Here is a 19,743-nt window from a genome sequence, read left to right as displayed (position 1 = left end):
CAGGGCGCCTCCTCGACTCACGGGGTCTCGCCGGCCGCACCGGCCGCGTGGCGCGCGCCGGCCGTGTCGCTGCGTGCCGTGGCGCGCTCGGCCAGCACGGCGCCGGCCTCCGCGAGCCACCGCTGCGGCTCCGCCCGCGAGGCGGCGGCTCCCCCGGCCAGGACGGACGTGTCGACGACGTCCACGAACCCGGCCGGGTCCGCTGCCACCTGGCCGGCCACCAGGGCGACCGGCACGTCGAGGGCACGAGCCGAGGAGGCGACCCACGAGACGAGCTTGCCGCCCGCCGTCTGCTCGTCGAACCGCCCCTCCCCGGTGACGACGAGGTCGGCCTCGGCGACCAGGCGGTCGAGCCCCACGGCCTCGGCCACGGCCTCGGCGCCGGAGACGACGGTCGCGCCCCAGACGAGGAGCCCGAAGCCCGCCCCGCCCGCGGCCCCGGCGCCCGGCGTCGACGGATCGGCGTCGACCAGCACGGCGAAGCCCTCGAGCGCGCGCTCGAGGGCCAGGACGTCGTCGGGCCCGGCGCCCTTCTGTGGACCGAACACGGCAGCAGCGCCGCACGGCCCCAGCAACGGCGCCGTCACGTCGGACCAGATCTCGACCCCGCCCGCGGGCAGGGGCCGGAGACCGGACAGGTCGACCCGCACGGTCGCGGCCAGCCCGTGCGACCCGTCGACGACGGGCTCGCCCAGGGAGTCGAGGAGGCGCGCGCCGAGCTCCGTGAGGAGCCCGGCTCCCCCGTCGGTCGACGCGCTGCCGCCCAGCCCGACGACGAGGCGCCGCGCACCTGCGTCGAGCGCGTCGGCGAGCACCCGGCCGAGGCCGCGCGTGTGGGCGTCGTGGGGCGCGGGCGCCGACATGAGCCCGAGGCCGCTCGACGACGCGAGCTCGGCCACGGCCGTGCCGTCGGGGAGCATCAGCCAGGACGCGGTGACAGCCCGCCCGTCGGGGCCGGGCACGACGACCTCGTGACGCGTGCAGGTCGGGAGCGCGGACTCGAGGGCATCGAGGGTGCCCTCCCCGCCGTCGGCCAGGGGCAGCTCGGTCACGTGGTCACCCGACCGCACGGAGCGCCACCCCTCGGCGACGGAGGCGGCCACGGCGGCGGCGCCCGCGGTCCCCTTGAAGGAGTCGGGCGCGACGACGACGGCGAGGCCTGGCACAGGGACATGCTGGCACACCGGGCGCCAGGCACGGGAGAGTCGGACGTCGGGAACGACAGAAGCCCTGATCGAGTGATCAGGGCTTCTGTCGTGATGCTGCGTTGGTTGCGGGGGCAGGATTTGAACCTACGACCTCTGGGTTATGAGCCCAGCGAGCTACCGAACTGCTCCACCCCGCGGCACGAGAAGAAACTTATCACGGCATCTGACGCTCCACAAATCGAGGCCGCGCGAGGTGCTGTCGGGCGAGCCTGGTCATCCGCAGAGCGCCTGCGAAGACGGCGACGGCCGCCCCTCGACGAGTCGAGGGGCGGCCGTCGCCGTCAGGTCAGGACGTCACTGGCCGCTGGCGGCCACCGCGTCCTCGAGGGCCGTCTGGAGGCGCTGGTCGGCCTCCGCCGCCGCCACCAGGTCGTTCGACGCGTACGCCGCCGCACGGTCGTCCAGCGCGGACTGAGCGTCGGCCAGGGCCGCGTCCAGCGCCGAGTTGCCCGTGTCGGTGCCCGCGTCCGGAGCCGGCGTCGCCGTGCCCGGGTCGGTGGTCCCCGAGTCGGTGCCCGTGTCGCCGCCGGTGTCCGTCGACGTGCCGTCGTCCGTCTCGGGCACGGCGTCGTCTCCGGCCACCGCCCCGGAGTTGCCGCCGAACAGCGAGTCGAGCGCGCCGTTCAGGGTGTCCTCGAAGGCGATCTTCTCGCCGAACGAGACCAGCACCTTCTGCAGCACCGGGTACGACGTCTCGGAGTTCGACTTCACGTAGATCGGCTGGACGTAGAGCAGGCCCCCGCCGACGGGGAGCGTGAGCAGGTTGCCCCGCACGACGCTCGTGTCGCCTCGGGTGAGGAGCGCCAGCTGGTTCGCGACCGCCGTGTCGGTGTTGAAGTTGTTCTGCACCTGTCCGGGGCCGGGCACCGTGTCGGTCTTCGGCAAGGTCAGCAGCGAGAGCTTCCCGTAGTTCTCCGAGATCTCCCCCGGCGTCGAGCCGGCGTCCGCGTTGGCCGCCAGGTACCCGGTCAGCACGTTCCTCGCGTTCTCGCCCGACTGCTGCGGGATGTACGTCGAGTAGATGGAGAAGGCCGGGTCCTGGTCGGGCAGCTGGAGCGTCAGGTAGTACGGCGGCTGCAGCGGCGGGCTGGCCGCGTTGCTCGTCGGCTCGTTGGGCGTGACCCACGCGTCGTCGCTCGAGTAGAACGAGTCCGCGTCGGTGACGTGGTACGTGCCGAGGATGGCGCGCTGCACCTTGAACATGTCCTGCGGGTAGCGGACGTGCTGCATGAGCTCGACGCTCATGTCGCTGAGCGGGCTGACCGTCGACGGGAAGATCTTCTCCCAGGTCTTGAGGATCGGGTCCTCGGTGTCCCAGGCGTAGAGGTCGACCGATCCGTCGTAGGCGTCGACCGTCGCCTTGACCGAGTTGCGGATGTAGTTGATCTCGTTCGACGCGTAGACGGGACGCTCGGTGTAGGTGTCGGCGATCGCGTCGGACAGGGCCTGCGGCTTCGAGTACGGGTACTCGCGCGTCGTCGTGTAGGCGTCGACGATCCACTTCACCTTGCCGTCGACCACGGCCGGGTAGGGCGCGCTGTCGATGGTCAGGTACGGAGCCACCTTCTGCACCCGCTGCGCCGGGTCGCGGTCGTAGAGGATCTGCGAGCCGTCGTTGACGGCGTCGGACAGGAAGACCTGCTCGGACTGGAACTTGATGGCGTAGATGAGCTTCTTGAAGGCGCTGTCGAGCTTGGGCCCGCCGTCGCCGCTGAAGGTCGTCGTCTGGTTCGTGCCGTTGTCGTTGCTGCCCGAGGGGTAGTCGAGCTCGATGTCGTCGCCTCCCTCGCCGCCGACGATCGAGTAGGCGGGCGACTCCTGGCCGAAGTAGATCCGCGGCTCGTACTCGTCCGCGTCGCCGAGCGCGCCGTTGACGGGGATGCCCGACTCGAGGAACACGGGCTGGCCGTCGGCCGAGCGCTGGTTGCCGTAGGCCGCGACGACGCCGTAGCCGTGGGTGTAGACGAACGTCGTGTTGTAGGGCGTGGCCGAGCTGCCGAGCTGGTCGGTGTTGAGCTCGCGCACGGCGATCACCGTGTCCTGCGTCGCTCCGTCGATCGTGTAGCGGTCGACGGAGAGCTGCTCGGGGAAGCTGTAGTACTGGCGGTACTGCTGCAGCTGGGCGAAGGCGTCGGTCACGAGGGCCGGGTCGATGATGCGGATGTTCGCGGTCGTGACCGCGTCGCCGGCCAGGGCGCCCGCCTCGGCGTCGGACACGGCGTCGTACGGCTGCTCCTCGACGTCGGAGACGCCGTACGCGTCCCGGGTGGCCTGGATGTTGCGGTCGATGTACGTCGACTCGACGGTGCGCTCGCTGGGCTCGACCTGGAAGCGCTGGACGATCCACGGGTAGATGCCGCCGACGATGATGCTGATGATGATCAACGCGGCGGTGCCGATGACCGAGAGGCGCCAGCGGCCGATGATCGCGGTCACGATGAACAGCACGGCGACGACCGCCGCGGCGAGCGCGAGGATCTGCTTGCCGGGGATGCCGGCCGCGACGTCGGTGTAGGTGGCACCCGTGATGAGCTTGTTGGTGCCGTCGGAGAGCGTGGCGTACTGGTCGAGCCACAGGCTGACGCCCTGGAGCAGCAGGTAGACGGCGGCGGTCACGGCCAGCTGGATCCGCGCGACCCGCGAGATGCGGACGTCGCGGCCCGAGAAGCGGAGCGCTCCGTACAGGTAGCTCGTGGCGACCGCGGCGATGCCGCTGATCAACACGACCGCCGACGCGAAGCCGACGACGCCCTGGTAGAAGGGCAGCTCGAACACGTAGAAGCCCACGTCGAGGCCGAACTGCGGGTCGGTCTGGCCGAAGGGCGTGCGGTTGAGCCACTGGAGGGTCGTCTGCCAGTTGGTGGACGTGGCGATGCCGGCGAACAGGCCGAGGACCACGGGGACGCCGAAGACGACGACACGGCGCAGCGGCTCGATGACCTGCTGGTAGCGGTCGAGCTGCGAGTTGAGCTTGGCGTAGACGGGCCGGAACCGGAACGCGACCTCGATGCTCACCCACACCGGCACGGCCATGGCCACGAAGCCGACGAAGAACATCGCCGCCCCGGCCAGCCACTGGGTCGTCAGCACGTTGGCGAAGCCCAGCTGGTCGTACCAGAGGTAGTCCGTCAGCAGCGACGAGAAGATGAAGAAGGCGATGACCAGGGCGGCGAGGACCGCCACCGTCACCAGGACGGGCAATCGGGGCGAGCGTCGTACGGGTCGCGACGATGCAGGTGACGTCAAGTGGTTGCTCCTGGATCAGGGGACGTGGACGGCCATCCTACGGGGGCCGCTCCTGAACAGGCTGCGAGCCCGCCCATCGTCCTCGACGCGTCCATGAGGGAGCTGGACGCGCCCCTCGCGCCTACTGCGCCGAGCAGGTGGGCAGGGCCCCGGTGTCGCCCCCGTCGGCCACGGTCTCGAGCGCCGTGACGGCGTCGTCGAGGGTGGCGACCGAGTAGACGTCGAGCCCGTCGGGCACGTGGCCGACGACCTCGTCGCAGTTCGAGCTCGGCGCGAGGAACACGGTGGCGCCGGCGTCGCGCGCGCCGTAGAGCTTCTGGCGGATGCCGCCGATCGGGCCGACCGTGCCGGACGCGGTGATCGTGCCCGTGCCCGCGACCCGCTCGCCGCCGTTGAGCTCGCCGGGCGTCGTCTTGTCGATGATGCCGAGGGCGAACATCATGCCGGCGCTGGGGCCGCCCACCTTGTCGAGGCGCAGGGTGACGTCGAAGGGGAACGTGTAGTCGACGCTGACGCCGACCCCCAGCAAGGAGGTGCCCTGCACCTCCTGGGGCGTGATCCGCTCGGTCTCGCGCTGGCCCGACCGCTCGACCACCACCTCCGCCGGGGACGTCGCCCCGTTGTCGGCCACGATCGAGCGCAGGGCGTCGACGTCGCCGTTCGTCGTCAGGTCCTGGCCGTTGACGCTCACGAGCACGTCGCCCTCCTCGAGCACGCCCTCGGACGGGCCGCCGGGCGAGACCTGGCTCACCGAGACCGTGCTGGGGACCTGGTACCCCTCGTGCACCAGGGCGGCCGCGACGGCGGACTTCTGGGAGTTCTGCATGTCGACGGCGTTCTGCTCGTCGACCTGCTCGTTCGAGACGCCGGAGGGGTAGATCGCCTCGACCGGCACGACGGCGCGGCTCGGGGAGAACCAGGAGCCGACGACCTCGATCCAGCTCGGGCGGACGGACTCGTTGCCCTGGACGCTCACGGTGAGGAGGTCGAGGGAACCCGCAGTGGGGTAGGTCTCCGCACCGTCGACGGTGATCAGCGGGGCGTCCTCGCCCTCGTACTCGGCGGTGCCCAGGGTGTCGAAGACGGGGCCGGGCTGCTCGATCAGGTACGGCGACGGGATGAAGGTGAGGGCGAGGCCGGAGACGAGGGCGACGCCGAGGAGGGACCAGCCGAGACGGCCGGAGCGGCGACCGGCCGTGGCGGCTCGGGTCGGGGGCGTGAACAAGGCCACGGGTGTTCCTCTCGCTGTTCGCCACGGGCGCAGCGAAGGACCCTGGGGCATCGGCCGGGATCCAGGCTGTTCCTGGGGCCACGAGCTAGCGTAGCCACCATGACCGATGATCCGCAGCGCGAGCCTGAGGACGAGTTCCGCGACATGCTCCGCCAGTTCCTGTCCGGCGACTCCGAGATCGATCCGTCGCAGCTCGCGGGTGCCGCGGGGCTGCCGAACGACCCGGCCTTCGTGGCCCAGCTGATGAGCCAACTGCAGTCCGCGGTGGCCCGCAGCGGCGACGGCATCGACTGGTCGGTCGCCACCGACCAGGCCGCCTCGGTGGGCACGCAGTCCGCCGTCGCGACCAGCCCGGCCGACGAGCGGGCCCTCGAGCAGGCGTTCCACGTCGCGGCCCTCTGGCTCGACGACGTCACCTTCGTCTCCGAGCTCACGGTCGCGCCTCGCCTCCTCACGCGCGCCGAGTGGGCACGGCTCTCGATGCCGGTGTGGACCCAGCTCGCCGAGCCGGTCGCCGAGTCCATCGCCGACTCCCTCACGAACGTCCTCCGCGAGCAGGCCCCGGAAGAGATGCAGCAGCTGCTCGCCGGTGCCAGCCAGGTGATGCGGAGCGTCGGCGGCACGCTGTTCGCGATGCAGCTCGGCCAGGTCGTGGGCCAGCTCTCGACCGAGGTCGTCTCCGGCGGCGACGTCGGCATCCCCCTCCTCGACGACCAGCAGGCCGCGCTCGTGCCGCAGAACGTCGCCGCCTTCGGCGAGGGCCTCGACATCGAGACCGACCAGGTGCAGCTCTACCTCGCTGTGCGGGAGCTCGCCCACGCCCGGCTGTTCCGGCACGCTCGGTGGCTCCGCCTGCACCTCATCTCGTCCATCCGCGAGTTCGCCCAGGGCATCCGCATCGACACGGCCCGGCTCGAGGAGCTGGCGGTCGACTTCGACCCCTCCGACCCGGGCGAGCTGCGCGACGCGCTGGCGAGCGGCGCGCTGATTCCGCCGAAGACCGACGAGCAGCTCGCCGCGCTCGGCCGGCTCGAGACGACCCTCGCCCTGATCGAGGGCTGGGTCGACGTGGTCACCGCCCAGGCCACCGCGCGCCTCCCCCGCTCCGCCGCCATCGCCGAGACGGTGCGCCGTCGCCGAGCCGCGGGCGGGCCGGCCGAGTCCGCGTTCTCCACGCTCGTGGGACTCGAGCTGCGGCCCCGCCGACTGCGAGAGGCCGCGGCCATGTGGTCGGCCGTCTCGGAGGCGGTGGGCGCCGAGCAGCGCGACGCTCTCTGGTCGCACCCCGACATCGTGCCCACCAGCGCGGACGTCGACGACCCGCAGGCGCTGATCGCCCGGCTCACGTCGAGCGAGCCGGCCTTCGACGACGTCGACCAGGCCATCGAGGACCTGCTGAACGACACGAGCGACGACCGTCCCCGCGAGGCGGAGGACGGCTCGGCCGACGAGCCCGGCTCCTCCCCCGCCCTCTGAGGACCACGGCAGCCCCAGAGCTCCTGTGGACAACCCCGCGGGGCCGGACGGCGTGGTCCAGTCTCGTCAGGTGCCCCGTTCCTCGCCGCTCCGCCTCCCTGCCCGTGCTCCCGTCGTCTGGCGTGATCCGTCGTCGCTCCAGATCGGGGTGGAGCACGTGCACGCTGTCGTCTACCGCGTCACGGCGGGGCAGGCGGAGTTCCTGGCCGCCGTCTCGGCCGGCCTCGGGGCCGGCGGCATCTCGGCGGTGGTGGTCCAGGTGGGCTGCGACAGGTCCGAGGCCCTCGACCTCGTGAGGCGGCTCGGGCCCGTCCTCCTCCCCGGCCCCTCGGCACAGCTCGCCCTCACGCCCCGCCCGGTCGTCCGGCTCGCGGGGCGCGGCGCGCTGGCCGACGAGGTGGGGCGCCTGCTCGAGTCCTGCGGCCTCGGCGTGCTCCTCGAGGACGGCGAGTCGGCCGCCTCGGCCGCCTCGACGCCGGGTCGGGGTCGGGTCGACGGGGCGCGGCAGCACGTCGGCGTCGTCGTCGGCGGCCTCGCCCTCGACCCCGTCGTCGTGTCCGAGTGGCTGCGCCGGGACGTGCCGCACGTCCTCGTGCGCGTCGGCGACCGCTCGGTCCGCGTCGGTCCGGTCGTGGTCCCCGGGGTCACGGCCTGTGCGCGGTGCCTGCACCTCCACGACGGCGACCGCGACCGTGCGTGGCCGGCCGTCGCGGGGCAGCTGGCCGCGCTCCCCGTCGCCGCGCCTCCCCTGCTCGTCCTGCGGGACGCCGCGGTCCGGACCGTCCGTCGCGTCCTCGCGGCGACGACGTCCCTGGCCGGAGGCGACGGCGGCGGCCGCGTCGGCGGTTCCGACCCGGCGGAGGTCGTCCGCATCGACCTCGACACCTACGAGGTCAGCTCGTCGGTCGTGCGGCCCCATCCCGACTGCGGGTGCGGAGCTCCTCCAGGAACCGGCTCGGTCGACGCTCGCCGCCCCGGCCCTGGCCGGTCGGCGCCCACGAGAGACGCAGTCGCTCCCGCGCCCGGGTGATGCCGACGTAGAGCAGGCGTCGTTCCTCGTCGATCGCCTCGAGTCCCTGGGCGTAGCTGATCGGCACCAGACCCTCGCTGAGGCCGATCAGGTAGACGCTCCGCCACTCGAGGCCCTTGGCCGAGTGCAGCGTGGCGAGGGTGACCGCGGCCATCGTCGGCTCGTGCTGCCCGGCCTGCCTCGCCAGCAGCTCCTCGACGAACTGCACCAGGGTCGTCCCCTCCGGCGAGGCCTCGGCGAGGCCCATCAGGGCGTTCAGCGACTCCCAGCGGTCGCGGAGGGCGCCTCGCTGCTCCGGCGCCTCCTGCGTCCAGCCGAGGGAGCGCAACACGTCGCTGACCGTCTTGAAGAGGGGCTCGCCGATGATGCTGACCGATGCTCCCTTGAGCATCATCACCGCCTCCTTGACCTCGCGGAGGTCGAAGAACCGAGTGGCCCCGTGGATCCGCGTCGAGACTCCCACGTCGGCCAGGGCGCGCTCGAGGGCCGCGGCCTGCACGTTGACCCGGTAGAGCACCGCGATCTCCTCCGGCGCGACCCCGCTGCGGATCTCGTCGGCGATCGTCTGCGCGACGCCGCGGGCCTCGGCCATGTCAGTCGGGTACTGGACGACGGGCGGCACCGGCCCCGTCGACTCGACCGCGGGGTGGAGGTGCAGCGCGCCGGGCCGGCCCCGCATCAGCTGGTTCGCCGTGTCGACGATCTGGCGCGACGACCGGTAGTTCTGCTCAAGCCGGACCACGGTCGCGTCGTCGTAGCGCGAGCCGAAGCCCAGGAGGTAGTCGGCCGACGCCCCGGCGAACGAGTAGATCGTCTGGCTCGCGTCGCCCACGACGCAGAGGTCGTTGCGGTCGCCGAGCCAGAGCTCGAGCAGCTCCTGCTGCAGCGGGGAGACGTCCTGGTACTCGTCGACGACGAAGAAGCGGTACTGCTCACGGACCTGCTGCGCGACGCGGGGCTCGAGCTGCATCATGCCAACGGTCGCCAGGAGGACGTCCTCGAAGTCGAGCTGCCGGCGCTCGTCCTTGATGTCCTCGTAGGCACGGTGCAGGTCGACGGCCTTCTCGACGGTGAGCGCCTGCGGCAGGTTCCGCGAGTGCGCCTTCACGGCGTACTGCTCCACCGTCAGCCGCGACACCTTGCGCCACTCGATCTCGCCCGCCGTGTCGCGCAGGGACGCCGTGTCCAGCTTCAGGCCCACGCGCTCGGCCGCATGGGCCAGGAGCTTCCCCTTGCTGTCGATCAGCCGCGGCATCTGCCCGCCCATCGTCTGGGGCCAGAAGTACGACAGCTGCGACAGGGCCGAGGCGTGGAATGTACGAGCCGAGACCCCGCCCGCCCCGAGCTGGCGGAGGCGCCCCCGGAGCTCGGCCGCGGCACGCGACGTGAACGTGAGGGCCATCACGCGCCCGGGCGCGTAGACGCCCGTGGCGACCCCGTAGGCGATGCGGTGGGTGATCGCCCTGGTCTTGCCCGTACCGGCCCCCGCCAGCAGGCAGACGGGGCCGAGCAGTCGCCTGGCCGCCTCGCGCTGCTGCTCGTCGAGGCCCGCGATCAGCGACGCGGCATCGCTCACTGGTCGAGCTCGGCGCCGAACCAGTCCTCGATGATGGCGCGTGCGATGGAGGTGCGGCCGGGCAGGAGGACCTCGCCGAGCGAGGCGGCCAGCTCGTCGCGGCTGAACCAGCGCAGGTCGAGGATCTCGGCGCCGTCGGGCTCGAGGGTGCCCGGGTCGTCGACGTCGACGCGCGCCGTGAAGCCGAGCATGAGGCTGGCGGGGAACGGCCAGGGCTGCGACCCCACGTACCGCGGGTCGACGACCTTGACGCCGCTCTCCTCGAAGATCTCGCGCTGGACCGCGTGCTCGAGGGACTCGCCCGGCTCGACGAAGCCCGCCAACAGCGACCAGCGGTTGGACTCCCACAGGGCGTTCGAACCGAGCAGGAGGCGGTCCTCGGCGTCCGTGACGCCCACGATGATCGCCGGGTCGGTCCGGGGGAAGACCTCGTGGCCGTCGTCGGCGTCGCGACCGACCCACCCGGCCTTGTCGCGGACGAGGGGACGGCCGGTGCGGGGCGAGAACCGGTGCGAGTCGTGCCAGTTCGCGAGCGCCACGGCCTCCACGGCCAGGCCGGCGTCCCGGTCGCTCAGCCGGGTGCCGAACATGCGGACGCTGCCCCAGTCGTCGTCGGTCGCCGACAGCCGGGCCGAGGCCTCGTCGCCGAGCAGGGCCGCGACCAGGGGCGTGCCCACGGGCTCGGCCGCGTCGGGGTCGAGCGACCGGCCGAGGTAGAGGTAACCGGCCGCCTCGGGGACCTCGCTCGGAGGCAGGAGGGCGAGACGGTCGCCGCCCGCCATCAGCAGGCGGGTGCCCCACACGGGGAGCACGCGCGTGCTCGACTCGGCGAGGAGCTCGGGGATCGCGTCGGGTCTCTCTCGCGTGAGGTAGTCACGGTCGACCTGGTGTCGGGCGAGGGGCAGCCGGGACGTGAGCGGCGAGGACATCGGACGACCAATCATCGCGAGTTGACAGCGTGGCGAACGGCGGAGCACCGGACACTGCGGCCTACCCTGAGGGCATGGCCAGATCTCACCTCACTCTAGCCGCGTTGGCCACGGCCGCCGTCGCCGACCTCGACGTGCGCACGACCTCCCCGCACGGCTCCTCGACCGGCGACGTCGACTCCGCGCTGCTCTCGACGGGGGCCGGTGACGAGCTCATCGTGCGCGTCCCCCGGTCGCAGCGTGCCGAGGCACAGCAGTCCGCCGACCTGGTCGCCCTCCGTGCCCTCAGCGCGGGCGTCCGCGGGCGTCTGCCCTTCGCCGTCCCGTCCTACCGGGGCCAGGCCCCCGTCGGCCGTACCCGCGGGATCGTCTACGACTTCATCGCGGGCACGCACCTCCGCACGGCCCAGGTGACCGGCGGCTCCGGCCTGCCCACGGCCCTCGGCCGAGGCGTGGCCGCGATCCACGCCCTGCCGACCAGCTTCGTCACCGACGCGGGGCTCACGAGCCACACGCCGTTCGAGGCGATGCGCTCCACGGCCTCGCTCGTCGACCGCGCCGCCTCCACCCGGCTGTTGCCCGCCGCACTGCTCGAGCGGTGGGAGGCGGCGATCCAGGACCACGTGCTGTGGCAGTTCCAGCCCACCGTCGTCAACGGCTCCCTCGACGCGGCGTCCTTCCTCGTCCTGGACGGCGCCGTCACCGGGGTGCTGGGATGGCACGACCTGCAGGTCGGCGACCCTGCCCGCGATCTCGCCTGGCTGCTCGGCGCTGGCCCCGAGGCCGTCGACTCCGCCTTCTCGGCCTACAACGACGCCCGGGGCACGAGCGACCACCAGCTCCGACGCCGCGCGACCCTCTACCGCGAGCTCGACACGGCGAAGTGGCTGCTGCACGGCACCGCCACGAAGAACACCGCCGTCGTCGACGACGCCGTCGGCATGATGGCCGCCCTGGTCGACCGGCTGCAGTCTCCCGACGGGGTGTCGATCTCGTCGGACTCGACGGCCGCGCTCGACCTCGACGGCGTCGAGGAGCTGCTCTCGACCACCGAGCGCCGGCACGGCTGAGGCCCGCTCGGGCTGACGGTCGGACCGGCGGAGACCCGGTCGGCCTGACCCTCGGCTCGACCGAGCTGCCCGTGGCGCCTGTGCCTGGGCCTGGGCCTCGGCCTGGGCCTGGGCCTGGGCGGCGGGCTACTCGACCTGGCCCCCTGCCTCCACCACGTCCCAGAGGGCCGTCAGCTCGTCCCTGTCCGCGATGTGCCGGGGCTCGACCACGACGTCGTCCGCCACGAAGTAGAAGGCCGCGTCGATGTCGTCCGCCGGCACGCCGCGGAACGCGGAGTACGCCTCGCGGTAGAGGGCGAGCTGCAGCTGCCGCAGCTCGAGGTCTGCGTCGTCCGTCGGGGCTCGACCGGTCTTCCAGTCGACCACCTGGAGGCGCCCCTCCCGCTCGAAGACGGCGTCGATCTTGCAGATGACCGTCCGCCGCCCGAGCGGCAGGTGGACCTCCAGCTCGACCTCGACCGGCTCGAGCCGTGCCCAGGGAGACCCCTCGAAGGTGGCCTGGAGCTCGACGAGACGGCGCGCGTCGTCGGGATCGACGAGTCCGTTCCCGCCTCGCTCCTCGTCGTCGTCGAGGTCGAGCTCGAGACCCCACGCGTCGAGCAGCTCGGCGCGGCCGGTCGGCCGGTAGCGCTGCTCGACCCACTCGTGGAACAGGGTGCCGAGGCGCGTCGCCCGGTAAGGGCGCTCCGGCAGCGGACGTCGCAGGGACGAGGCGACGCCGGAGGGGTCGCTCACGTAGTCCTTGAAGCGGGACGCCGGGATGCGCTGCGGCAGGTCGATGCTGCCGGCCCGCCGACGGACGGCCTCTCGCTCGAGCAGGAGCAGGTCGATGTCGTCGGCCCACGGCCCCACGTCCTCTCGCCGCCGGGCCGCCGCGTCGACCACCTCGCCGGTGCCGTCCTCCGTCGACTCGCGAGCTCGGAGGGTGCGCCCGACCCGCACGGCGGCGCGCTCGACCCGTGCGCGCCTCGGGCCCAGCGGGTCGACGGGCCAGACCAGCTCGCGCGACGACTGGGCGAGAGGGTCGGACTCGTCGTCGGGCTCGACCGGCACCGCCTCGGCCGGGACGAGGCCCGCCTCCACCAGCTCGGCCAGGTACCTGCTCGGCTGCCGCGGCTTCACGGTCGACGACCAGAACGACCCGCTGAGCAGCAGGGCCTCCTTCGCTCGGGTGAACGCGACGTACGCGAGGCGCCTCTCCTCGGAGAGGTGCCGACGCCGGAGGTCGTCCTTGAAGGCCGCGAGTCGCTGGTCGAACTCCTTCTGGTCGTCGACGGAGCGCCAGGCGAGGTCCGGCAGCTCGGCGGCGTCGCCGCGGAACTCGTAGGGCAGCTCGCCGAAGCCGAGCCAGCCGACGCCCTCGCGCGACGTGCCGGGCAGCTCGCCCTCGACGAGGCGGGGGACGGCGACGAGGTCCCACTCGAGGCCCTTGGAGCCGTGCACGGTGAGCAGTTGGACGGTGCCGGGCTCGCCGTCGTCCGACCTCGGCCCCATGTCGTCACGCCGCTCGGCCGCGGCCAGCCAGGAGAGGAAGCCGCCGAGGGCGGCGTTCTCGTCCGCCGCGACGTAGCCTGTCAGCTCGTCCTCGAAGGCCTGCAGCCACGCGCCACCGTGGCCCTGCCCCGTGGCGGCCGCGACCTCGACGTCGAGCAGCATCTCCTGCTGCACCAGCGTCACGAGGTCGACCAGGTCGAGGCCCGTGCGCCCGCGCAGGAACGCCAGCTGCGAGCCCAGCCGCCGCATCCGGGCGAGGCCCTCGTCGCTCAGCCCGCGCAGTTGTCCGTGCCCGTCGGGCGCCGTGGCCACGAAGTCGAGCGCGTCGACCAGGGAGCCGTGCTCGCCCACGGCGACGGACGCGCGGAACCCCGCGGCGACCTCGTCGCCCAGCACCTGCTGCGCGTGGTCGTGGGCGAACAGCCAGGAGGCGACGGACCGGAGCGCCGCGACGTCGTGCAGGCCGATCCGCCAGCGCGCACCCGTCATGAGCCGGATGAGCTCGGACCCGGCCGAGGGGTCGTGGAGCACCCGGAGGCAGGACACCAGGTCGACGACCTCGGGACGCTGCAGGAGCCCGCCGACGCCGAGGACCCGGTAGGGCACCCCGCGCTCGGCGAGCGCCTCGACGAAGGCGGGCATCGTCTTCTTTGACCGGAACAGCAGCGCCGCCGTGCGCGGCGACGGGACGCCGTCGACGACGGGCGGGTCGGCGAGCTCGCGGGCGAACCAGGCCGCGACCTGGTCCGCCTCGGCCGGCAGGGTCTGCTCGAAGAGCGTCTCGACCCGGCCGTCGGGGGCCGTGGGCCGGGCTCGCAGCTCGCCGACCGGCACCTCGGACGCCGCCGCCAGCTCGGCCACCACCACGTTGGCGGCGTCGAGCACGCCTCGGGAGTTGCGCCAGCTCGTCGACAGGCTGTAGACGGCGTCGGACTCGGCCCCGAAGTCGACGGGGAACCGGCCGAGGTTCGCCGCGGAGGCACCCCGGAAACCGTAGATGGACTGGTGCGGGTCGCCGACCGCCATCACGCCCGTGGTGGCGAACAGGCGCGACAGCAGGCGCGTCTGCACGACGCTCGTGTCCTGGTACTCGTCGAGGAGCACGACGCGGAAGCGCGCGCGCATCGCGTCGACGACCTCGGGGGCCGTGTCGCAGACGTCGAGGGCGAGCGCCACCTGGTCGGAGTACTCGACGAGGCCCCGACGCGCCTTCTCGTCGGCGAACTGCTCGGCGAGCGCCACGAGCGGCGGCAGCGCCGACACCGCGGCGACCGCGTCGGTGACCGACCTGTAGGCCGACCCCTTGGTCGAGGGCAGGCCCGCGAGATCGAGGAACCGGTCGCTGAGACGGAGCACGTCGTCGCCGTCGGCCACGTTCTCGCTGAGGGCGTGGCTCAGCCGGAGCACCGCCTCGGTCAAGGAGTCGACGCTGCGTCCGAGCCCGGCGAGGCGCTCGTCGCGGCTCGCGACGACCAGCGACCGGGCCAGCTGCCAGGCCGAGGCCTCGCCGAGCACCTGCGACTCGGGCTCGCGCCCCACGCGGAGCGCGTCGTCGCGGAACACCCCGTTGGCGAAGGCGTTGTACGTCGACACGGTGGGGACGTCGAACGGGTCGGGGTCGTCGCCCAGCAGCCCCGCCTCGCCGAGCTGGCGGATGCGCTTCTCGATGCGTTCGCCCAGCTCGCCGGCGGCCTTGCGCGTGAAGGTCAGGCCGAGCACCTGCGAGACCTCGACGTGGCCGTTGGCGAGCAGCCAGACGACCCTGTTGGCCATGGTCTCGGTCTTGCCGCTGCCGGCGCCCGCGACCACGAGGGCGGGCACGAGCGGCGCCTCGATGACGGCCTGCTGCTCGGGCGTCGGCTCGGGCAGGCCGAGGCGCACCGCGACGTCGACCGCCGACAGGCTCACGAGCTGACCTCGCCGACGACGTGGATGCGGCAGGAGCCGCCGGTCCGGCCTTCGCAGTGCTCGTCGAGGCGGGCCAGGAAGACCTGCCCCGCCATCCCCTCGGCCGCGGTCTCGACGCGGCCGCGGAACTCCTGGAGCATCTCGGCGTCGAAGGCGGCCTGGGCGGGTTCCCGGTAGAGCTTGCCCCGCACGCCGGACGACACGACGACGAGCTTCGCTCCGCCCGGCGGCGTCCCCTCCGGCACGCTCTCGACCGCGCCGTCGGCGAGGGCGAGCTGGTAGCTGCCGAGCTGCGGGTGGGCGGCGATGGCCGCCGACGACGTCGGCGCGGCCCGCCCGGTCTTGAGGTCGACGATGACAGCGGCGCCGTCGCGGGTGCGCTCGACCCGGTCGATCGAGCCACGGAGGCGCGCAGGACCGGTGTCGAGGGTGAAGGTCGACTCCGCGCCGATCAGCTCGCCGCCCGACTGCGCGAAGTCACGCAGGTAGGAGGCGAGGCTCTCGGTCATCTGCCGGGCTCGGCGCTTCTCGGCCTCGGCGATCCAGGGCGACTCGAAGTCGAGCTCGTCCCAGCGCTCCTCGACCGCGTTCCACAGTGCCTCGACGTCGGTGTCGAGCGCGTGCTCCATGACCGAGTGGAGGACCGTGCCGATGCCCATCGAGGCGTTCGGCGCCGATCCGCCGAACCGGTCGACGAACCAGTGCAGCGGGCACTCCTCGAACGAGCCGAGCTGCGAGGGCGAGACCGCGACGTGGGCCTCGGGCTCGGAGAGGTCGACCAGGGGAACAGACGTGCTCGGCTCGGCGAGGCCGTACCACTCGCCCGGGTGCGCCCCGGCGACGCCGGCCGCGGCGAGACGGGCGAGGCCCGCCGTCGCCGACTCCGCGCGGCCCTGGTGGGTCGACTCGACCACCACGTGACGGAGATGCCCCACGAGGCCGCGGAGCGAGAGCGGGTGCCCTCCGGACGGCGACGGCGCGTCGGTCGGCAGCAGCCGGAAGAAGACCGACGGCCCCTCGTCGTCGTCGGAGGTGCAGGAGAGGACGACCTGGCGACGCGCTCGCGAGACCGTGAGCGCGAACATGCGCAGCTCGTCGCTGAGCACCGCGGCACGGGCGTCGACCGGGGTCGGCCCCTGGTCGGGCCCCTCGCCCGCCTGCGCCGCGTCGACCAGGTCGTCGGGGCCGAGCAGGGCACCGCGCACCCGGAGGTTCGGCCACACGCCGTCCTGCAGGCGGGCTGCGACGACGACGTCGACCTCGAGGCCCACCGCGGCGGACGGGGTGCAGACGAGCACCGACTCGGCGGACGCCTGCGGCGAGAGGGTGTCCTCGGGGACCTCGGCGCCGAGCAGGGCGTCGAGGAACCCGACGGCGGGGGCCTCCGGGGTGCGCTCGACGAACCGCTTCGCGGCCGTGAACAACGCGACCACCCCGTCGAGGTGCCGGTCGGCCTCGGCCGCCACGATCCCCCGGCCCGCGGCGCGGGCGCTCCACTCGCGCGCGAGGCCGCTGCGGTCCCAGAGCCCCCAGAGGACTTCCTCGATGCTGGCGCCGGCCGCGGCCTCGCGACGGGCGCCGTCGAGGCTGGCCGCGAAGCGGCCCGCCCGGGCCGCCGGCCTCGAGTCGATCGTCGCGAAGCGTCCCGGCCCGGCGAGCGCCTCGACGAGCAGGGCGTCGGCGGAGCGCGTGCCTCCCCCCGCGAGCTCGTCCGCCCGCAGGGCGAGCCGGAGGCGGCGGAGGGACAGCGCGTCGAAGCCCGCGAGCGGGCCGAGCAGGAGCTCGGCCGCCAGGTCGGCCGTGAGCTCGTCCCGCCCGACGGCCACCGAGGCGGCCAGCAGGAGGTGGCGCGCCCCGTGCTCGTCGCGGACCGCGCGGCCCGCCGCCGAGGTGCGCGTGGGGACGTCGGCGAGCTGGAGGCCGCGGGCGACGCCGGGCACCTGGCCGCCGCTGCGCACGACGACCATCATGCTCGACCACGGGACGCCCGAGACGAGGTGGTGCTCGCGCAGCACCCGCGCCACGGTCGAGAGCTCGTGGGCGGGGCTGTCGGCCTGGACGGAGAGCACCGGAGGGACGTCACGGCGAGGCTGCCCGTCCGGACGAGGGCCCGGCGCGCCGGGAGCGCCCGGCGCTCCCGCCGCGGGCCGCCCCGGCTCGGCGGCGTGCTGGCGCCCGGCGCCGGCCGTGCCGATGCGCGCCGTCACCCGCTGCACGAGCTCGCGGAGCGGCGGGTCGTGCCGGTGCGCGGTCGAGAGCCACAGCGTCCGCGCGTCGGGCAGGCCGAGCCGCTGGCCGAGCCGGCCGAGCACGTCGGGACTGCCGCCGCGGAACGCGCTCGTGGCGAGGTCGGGATCGCCGAGCGCGATCACGGCGACCCCGCGGCGCGCGAGAGCTCGCAGCAGGGCGACGGTGGACTCGGTGGCCTCCTGGGCGTCGTCGACGAGCACGGCACGGAGGCCGTCGACGACCGGTGCGGTCTCGCCGCGGTCGAGCGCCGCCACGGCCCAGTCGACGAGCTCTGCCGAGTCGAGTCGGCGGCCCGGCATGGCGTCGACGACGCCGTGGTACTCGTCGACGAAGTCGGCGACGGCGGCCCACTCGGGCCGGTCGCGCGCCGCGGAGAGCCGACGCAGGTCGTCGGGCGAGAGGCCCTGCTCGGTCGCGCGCATCATCACCTCGCGCAGCTCGGTGCGGAACCCCCGCAGCACGCGGACGCGGGGGCCGAGGACGTCGGGCCACCGAGGGCCCGTGCCGTCGGCCTCGTGGCCCTCGAGCATCGAGCGCACGACCGAGTCGTGGTCCCCGCCGGTCAGGAGCGCGGGCGGCTCGGCGCCGGCGAGACGGGCGGCGTGGCCGACCACGTCGAAGGCGAGGGACGAGACGGTGCGCGCGAGGGGGCCGGGGGTGGGCACGTCGAGCCGGGCGGCCAGGACGTCGCGGAGGCGCGTGGCCGTCGTGCGGGACGGCGTCAGCGCCGTCACGGAGCCGGGCGCCCAGCCGCGGGTCTCGAGCCGGTCGGCGACGAACTCGACGAGGGCGGTCGTCTTGCCGGTGCCCGGGGCCCCGATCACCGCGGCGGAGACGCCGTCGGGCAGGTCGAGCACCGCCCGCTGGGACGCGTCGAGCTCGACCGCCGACCGCGTGTCGGTGCCCGAGACCGGGCGGAAGGAGGTCGTCACCATGCGCTCGACGCTAGCGGCTGCCGCCGACACCGAAGAGCGACGCGGGCTGCTGCCGCGACGCCGCTTGCGCTCTCGGTGAACGCGTCAGGCCGCACCGGGCCCGGTCGGATATCGTGACGTCGTGGACATTCGCATCGGCATCACCAACAGCCCCCGTGAGATCAGCTTCGAGACGTCGCAGACCGCGGCCGAGGTCGAGGCGATCGTCGCCGACGCCCTCGACGGCAGCAAGACGTACGTCACCCTCGCCGGCTCGAAGGGCAAGACCTATCTCGTGCCGACCGCCTCCCTCGCCTACGTCGAGGTCGGCTCCGACGAGAACCGCCGCGTCGGCTTCGTCAGCTGACATGGAGCTCCTCTTCGTCGTGCTCGGCGGCGCTCTGCTGGGCTTCGTCGCCCACTTCGCGCTGCCGGCCGCCGACACCCGCGGGGTGCTCCTGGCGCCCGCGGCCGCGGCGTCCGTCGCGGCCGTCGCCTGGCAGGTCCTCCTCCTGGCGGGCCTGACGGCCGACGGCGGCTGGATCTGGGTCGTCTCGCTCGTGCTGTCGGGCGTCGTCGCGATCGGGGTCTGCCGCGTCGCGGCGACGTCCAGGAGGCGCCGCGACGGCGACCTGCTCGCCCGCCTCATGCGGGGCTGACGCCGCGCGCTGCCCCGCAGCGGGGTGCCGTCAGGCCGTGAGACCGAGGGCGTCCATACGGCGTGTGTGCGCCGCCACGAGCTCGGTGAAGACCGGCTCGAGCCGCTCGTCGTCGGCCGACTCGTGCGACGCGGAGATCGCCGCGCGGGCCACGAGCAGCGTGTCGCCGACGAGTCGGCGGCCCCACAGGGCCAGGCGCGAGGCGAGCTGCGGGTCGTCCTCGATGGCCGCCGAGAGCTCCGCCACGATGGCGGACTCGTCGTCGCCCGCCTCCAGCACCCGCACGATGCGCTCGCGGTGATCGGCGGTCAGGCCCGCCGCCAGTCGGACGAACACGTCGTTCAGCAGACCCGCGGCGACGTAGGAGGCGAGGATCGCCTCGTGCCAGTCGGCACCCTCGGTGCGTCGTCGGAACTCGTCCACGGCGTGGCGGTGAGGCTCCATCGAGACCGTCGGGTCGCCTCCCGTGCGCTCGATCTCGGCGAGCAGGCCCCGGTGCCGGTCGAGTGTGCTGCCGGCCACGCGGGCGGTCATCCGCTGCGCGCGCACGTGCGGGGCGGACTCCGCGGCACGGCCGAGGCCCTCGAAGAGCGACAGCTCGAGGTAGGCGGCCTGACCGAGGTAGACGTCGAGGTCGGGGGTGAAGTCGCCGAGCTCGACCCGGTTCACGGGCACGGCCTTGGAGGCGGGCCGCGGCCACTGGATGGACGGGACGCCGCGCTGAGACCTCCGGCCCTTCCATGACACCACGC

12 protein-coding genes, 1 tRNA gene and 1 pseudogene are annotated in these 19,743 nt (G+C 73.6%); 5 read left to right on the top strand and 9 right to left on the bottom strand.

Annotated features, from left to right (window positions below; all coding sequences use genetic code 11):
- Nucleotides 1-17: 17 nt before the first annotated feature.
- The 4 genes from EDF20_RS10105 to EDF20_RS10090 form a co-directional block, all read right to left on the bottom strand.
- On the bottom strand, nt 18-1,166 hold the full coding sequence (locus tag EDF20_RS10105; protein WP_133738555.1) for a glycerate kinase: 1,149 nt from the start codon (nt 1,164-1,166) through the stop codon (nt 18-20).
- A 102-nt stretch (nt 1,167-1,268) separates the two neighbouring features.
- Nucleotides 1,269-1,345 (bottom strand) — tRNA-Met (locus EDF20_RS10100).
- A gap of 157 nt (nt 1,346-1,502) precedes the next feature.
- Nucleotides 1,503-4,454: a UPF0182 family protein gene (locus EDF20_RS10095; protein ID WP_133738554.1), complete on the bottom strand. Its 2,952-nt coding sequence runs from the start codon at nt 4,452-4,454 to the stop codon at nt 1,503-1,505.
- Between the two features lie 121 nt (nt 4,455-4,575).
- Complete coding sequence (locus EDF20_RS10090; protein ID WP_233569130.1) at nt 4,576-5,685, bottom strand: S16 family serine protease; 1,110 nt, start codon at nt 5,683-5,685, stop codon at nt 4,576-4,578.
- A 99-nt stretch (nt 5,686-5,784) separates the two neighbouring features.
- Between EDF20_RS10090 and EDF20_RS10085 the strand changes: the two genes are divergently transcribed.
- Entirely contained in the window at nt 5,785-7,161 is a 1,377-nt protein-coding gene (locus tag EDF20_RS10085; protein WP_133738553.1) for a zinc-dependent metalloprotease, read from the top strand.
- Nucleotides 7,162-7,186: 25 nt separating this feature from the next.
- Nucleotides 7,187-8,056 (top strand): annotated as a pseudogene (locus tag EDF20_RS16190) (hypothetical protein); the annotation flags it as partial.
- Here EDF20_RS16190 and EDF20_RS10075 read toward each other — a convergent pair.
- Together EDF20_RS10075 and nudC are read right to left on the bottom strand one after the other, a co-directional pair.
- Nucleotides 8,055-9,767, bottom strand: coding sequence for an ATP-dependent helicase (locus EDF20_RS10075; protein WP_123548149.1), 1,713 nt, complete (start codon nt 9,765-9,767; stop codon nt 8,055-8,057). The pseudogene EDF20_RS16190 and the gene EDF20_RS10075 overlap by 2 nt on opposite strands.
- On the bottom strand, nt 9,764-10,696 hold the full coding sequence (gene nudC, locus EDF20_RS10070) for an NAD(+) diphosphatase (RefSeq protein ID WP_123548148.1): 933 nt from the start codon (nt 10,694-10,696) through the stop codon (nt 9,764-9,766). Before nudC ends, EDF20_RS10075 begins: the two co-directional genes overlap by 4 nt.
- Nucleotides 10,697-10,770: 74 nt before the next feature.
- On the opposite strand from nudC, the gene EDF20_RS10065 reads away from it, so the two are divergent.
- Nucleotides 10,771-11,766: a phosphotransferase gene (locus tag EDF20_RS10065; protein WP_123548346.1), complete on the top strand. Its 996-nt coding sequence runs from the start codon at nt 10,771-10,773 to the stop codon at nt 11,764-11,766.
- A 126-nt stretch (nt 11,767-11,892) separates the two neighbouring features.
- On the opposite strand, the gene EDF20_RS10060 is transcribed toward EDF20_RS10065, so the two are convergent.
- Nucleotides 11,893-15,168: an ATP-dependent DNA helicase gene (locus tag EDF20_RS10060; RefSeq protein WP_243833437.1), complete on the bottom strand. Its 3,276-nt coding sequence runs from the start codon at nt 15,166-15,168 to the stop codon at nt 11,893-11,895.
- Nucleotides 15,165-18,353 carry an ATP-dependent DNA helicase gene (locus EDF20_RS10055; protein WP_133738550.1) on the bottom strand — a complete coding sequence of 1,063 codons (3,189 nt, stop codon included), beginning with the start codon at nt 18,351-18,353 and terminating at the stop codon, nt 15,165-15,167. The genes EDF20_RS10060 and EDF20_RS10055 overlap by 4 nt, the downstream gene beginning before the upstream one ends.
- A gap of 121 nt (nt 18,354-18,474) precedes the next feature.
- Between EDF20_RS10055 and EDF20_RS10050 the strand changes: the two genes are divergently transcribed.
- Nucleotides 18,475-18,699 carry a DUF3107 domain-containing protein gene (locus EDF20_RS10050; protein ID WP_123548145.1) on the top strand — a complete coding sequence of 75 codons (225 nt, stop codon included), beginning with the start codon at nt 18,475-18,477 and terminating at the stop codon, nt 18,697-18,699.
- Nucleotide 18,700: 1 nt separating this feature from the next.
- Nucleotides 18,701-18,991, top strand: a complete 291-nt coding sequence (locus EDF20_RS10045) for a hypothetical protein (protein ID WP_133738549.1) — start codon at nt 18,701-18,703, stop codon at nt 18,989-18,991.
- 30 nt (nt 18,992-19,021) lie between these two features.
- Here EDF20_RS10045 and EDF20_RS10040 read toward each other — a convergent pair whose 3' ends face one another.
- Complete coding sequence (locus EDF20_RS10040) at nt 19,022-19,741, bottom strand: ferritin-like fold-containing protein (RefSeq protein WP_233569128.1); 720 nt, start codon at nt 19,739-19,741, stop codon at nt 19,022-19,024.
- Nucleotides 19,742-19,743 lie beyond the last annotated feature (2 nt).

The sequence above is a fragment of the Frigoribacterium sp. PhB116 genome (assembly GCF_004364285.1).
GTDB lineage: Bacteria > Actinomycetota > Actinomycetes > Actinomycetales > Microbacteriaceae > Frigoribacterium.
The sequence above is the reverse complement of the archived record's forward strand: the minus strand, read 5'-3'. Positions and strand labels throughout refer to the sequence as shown.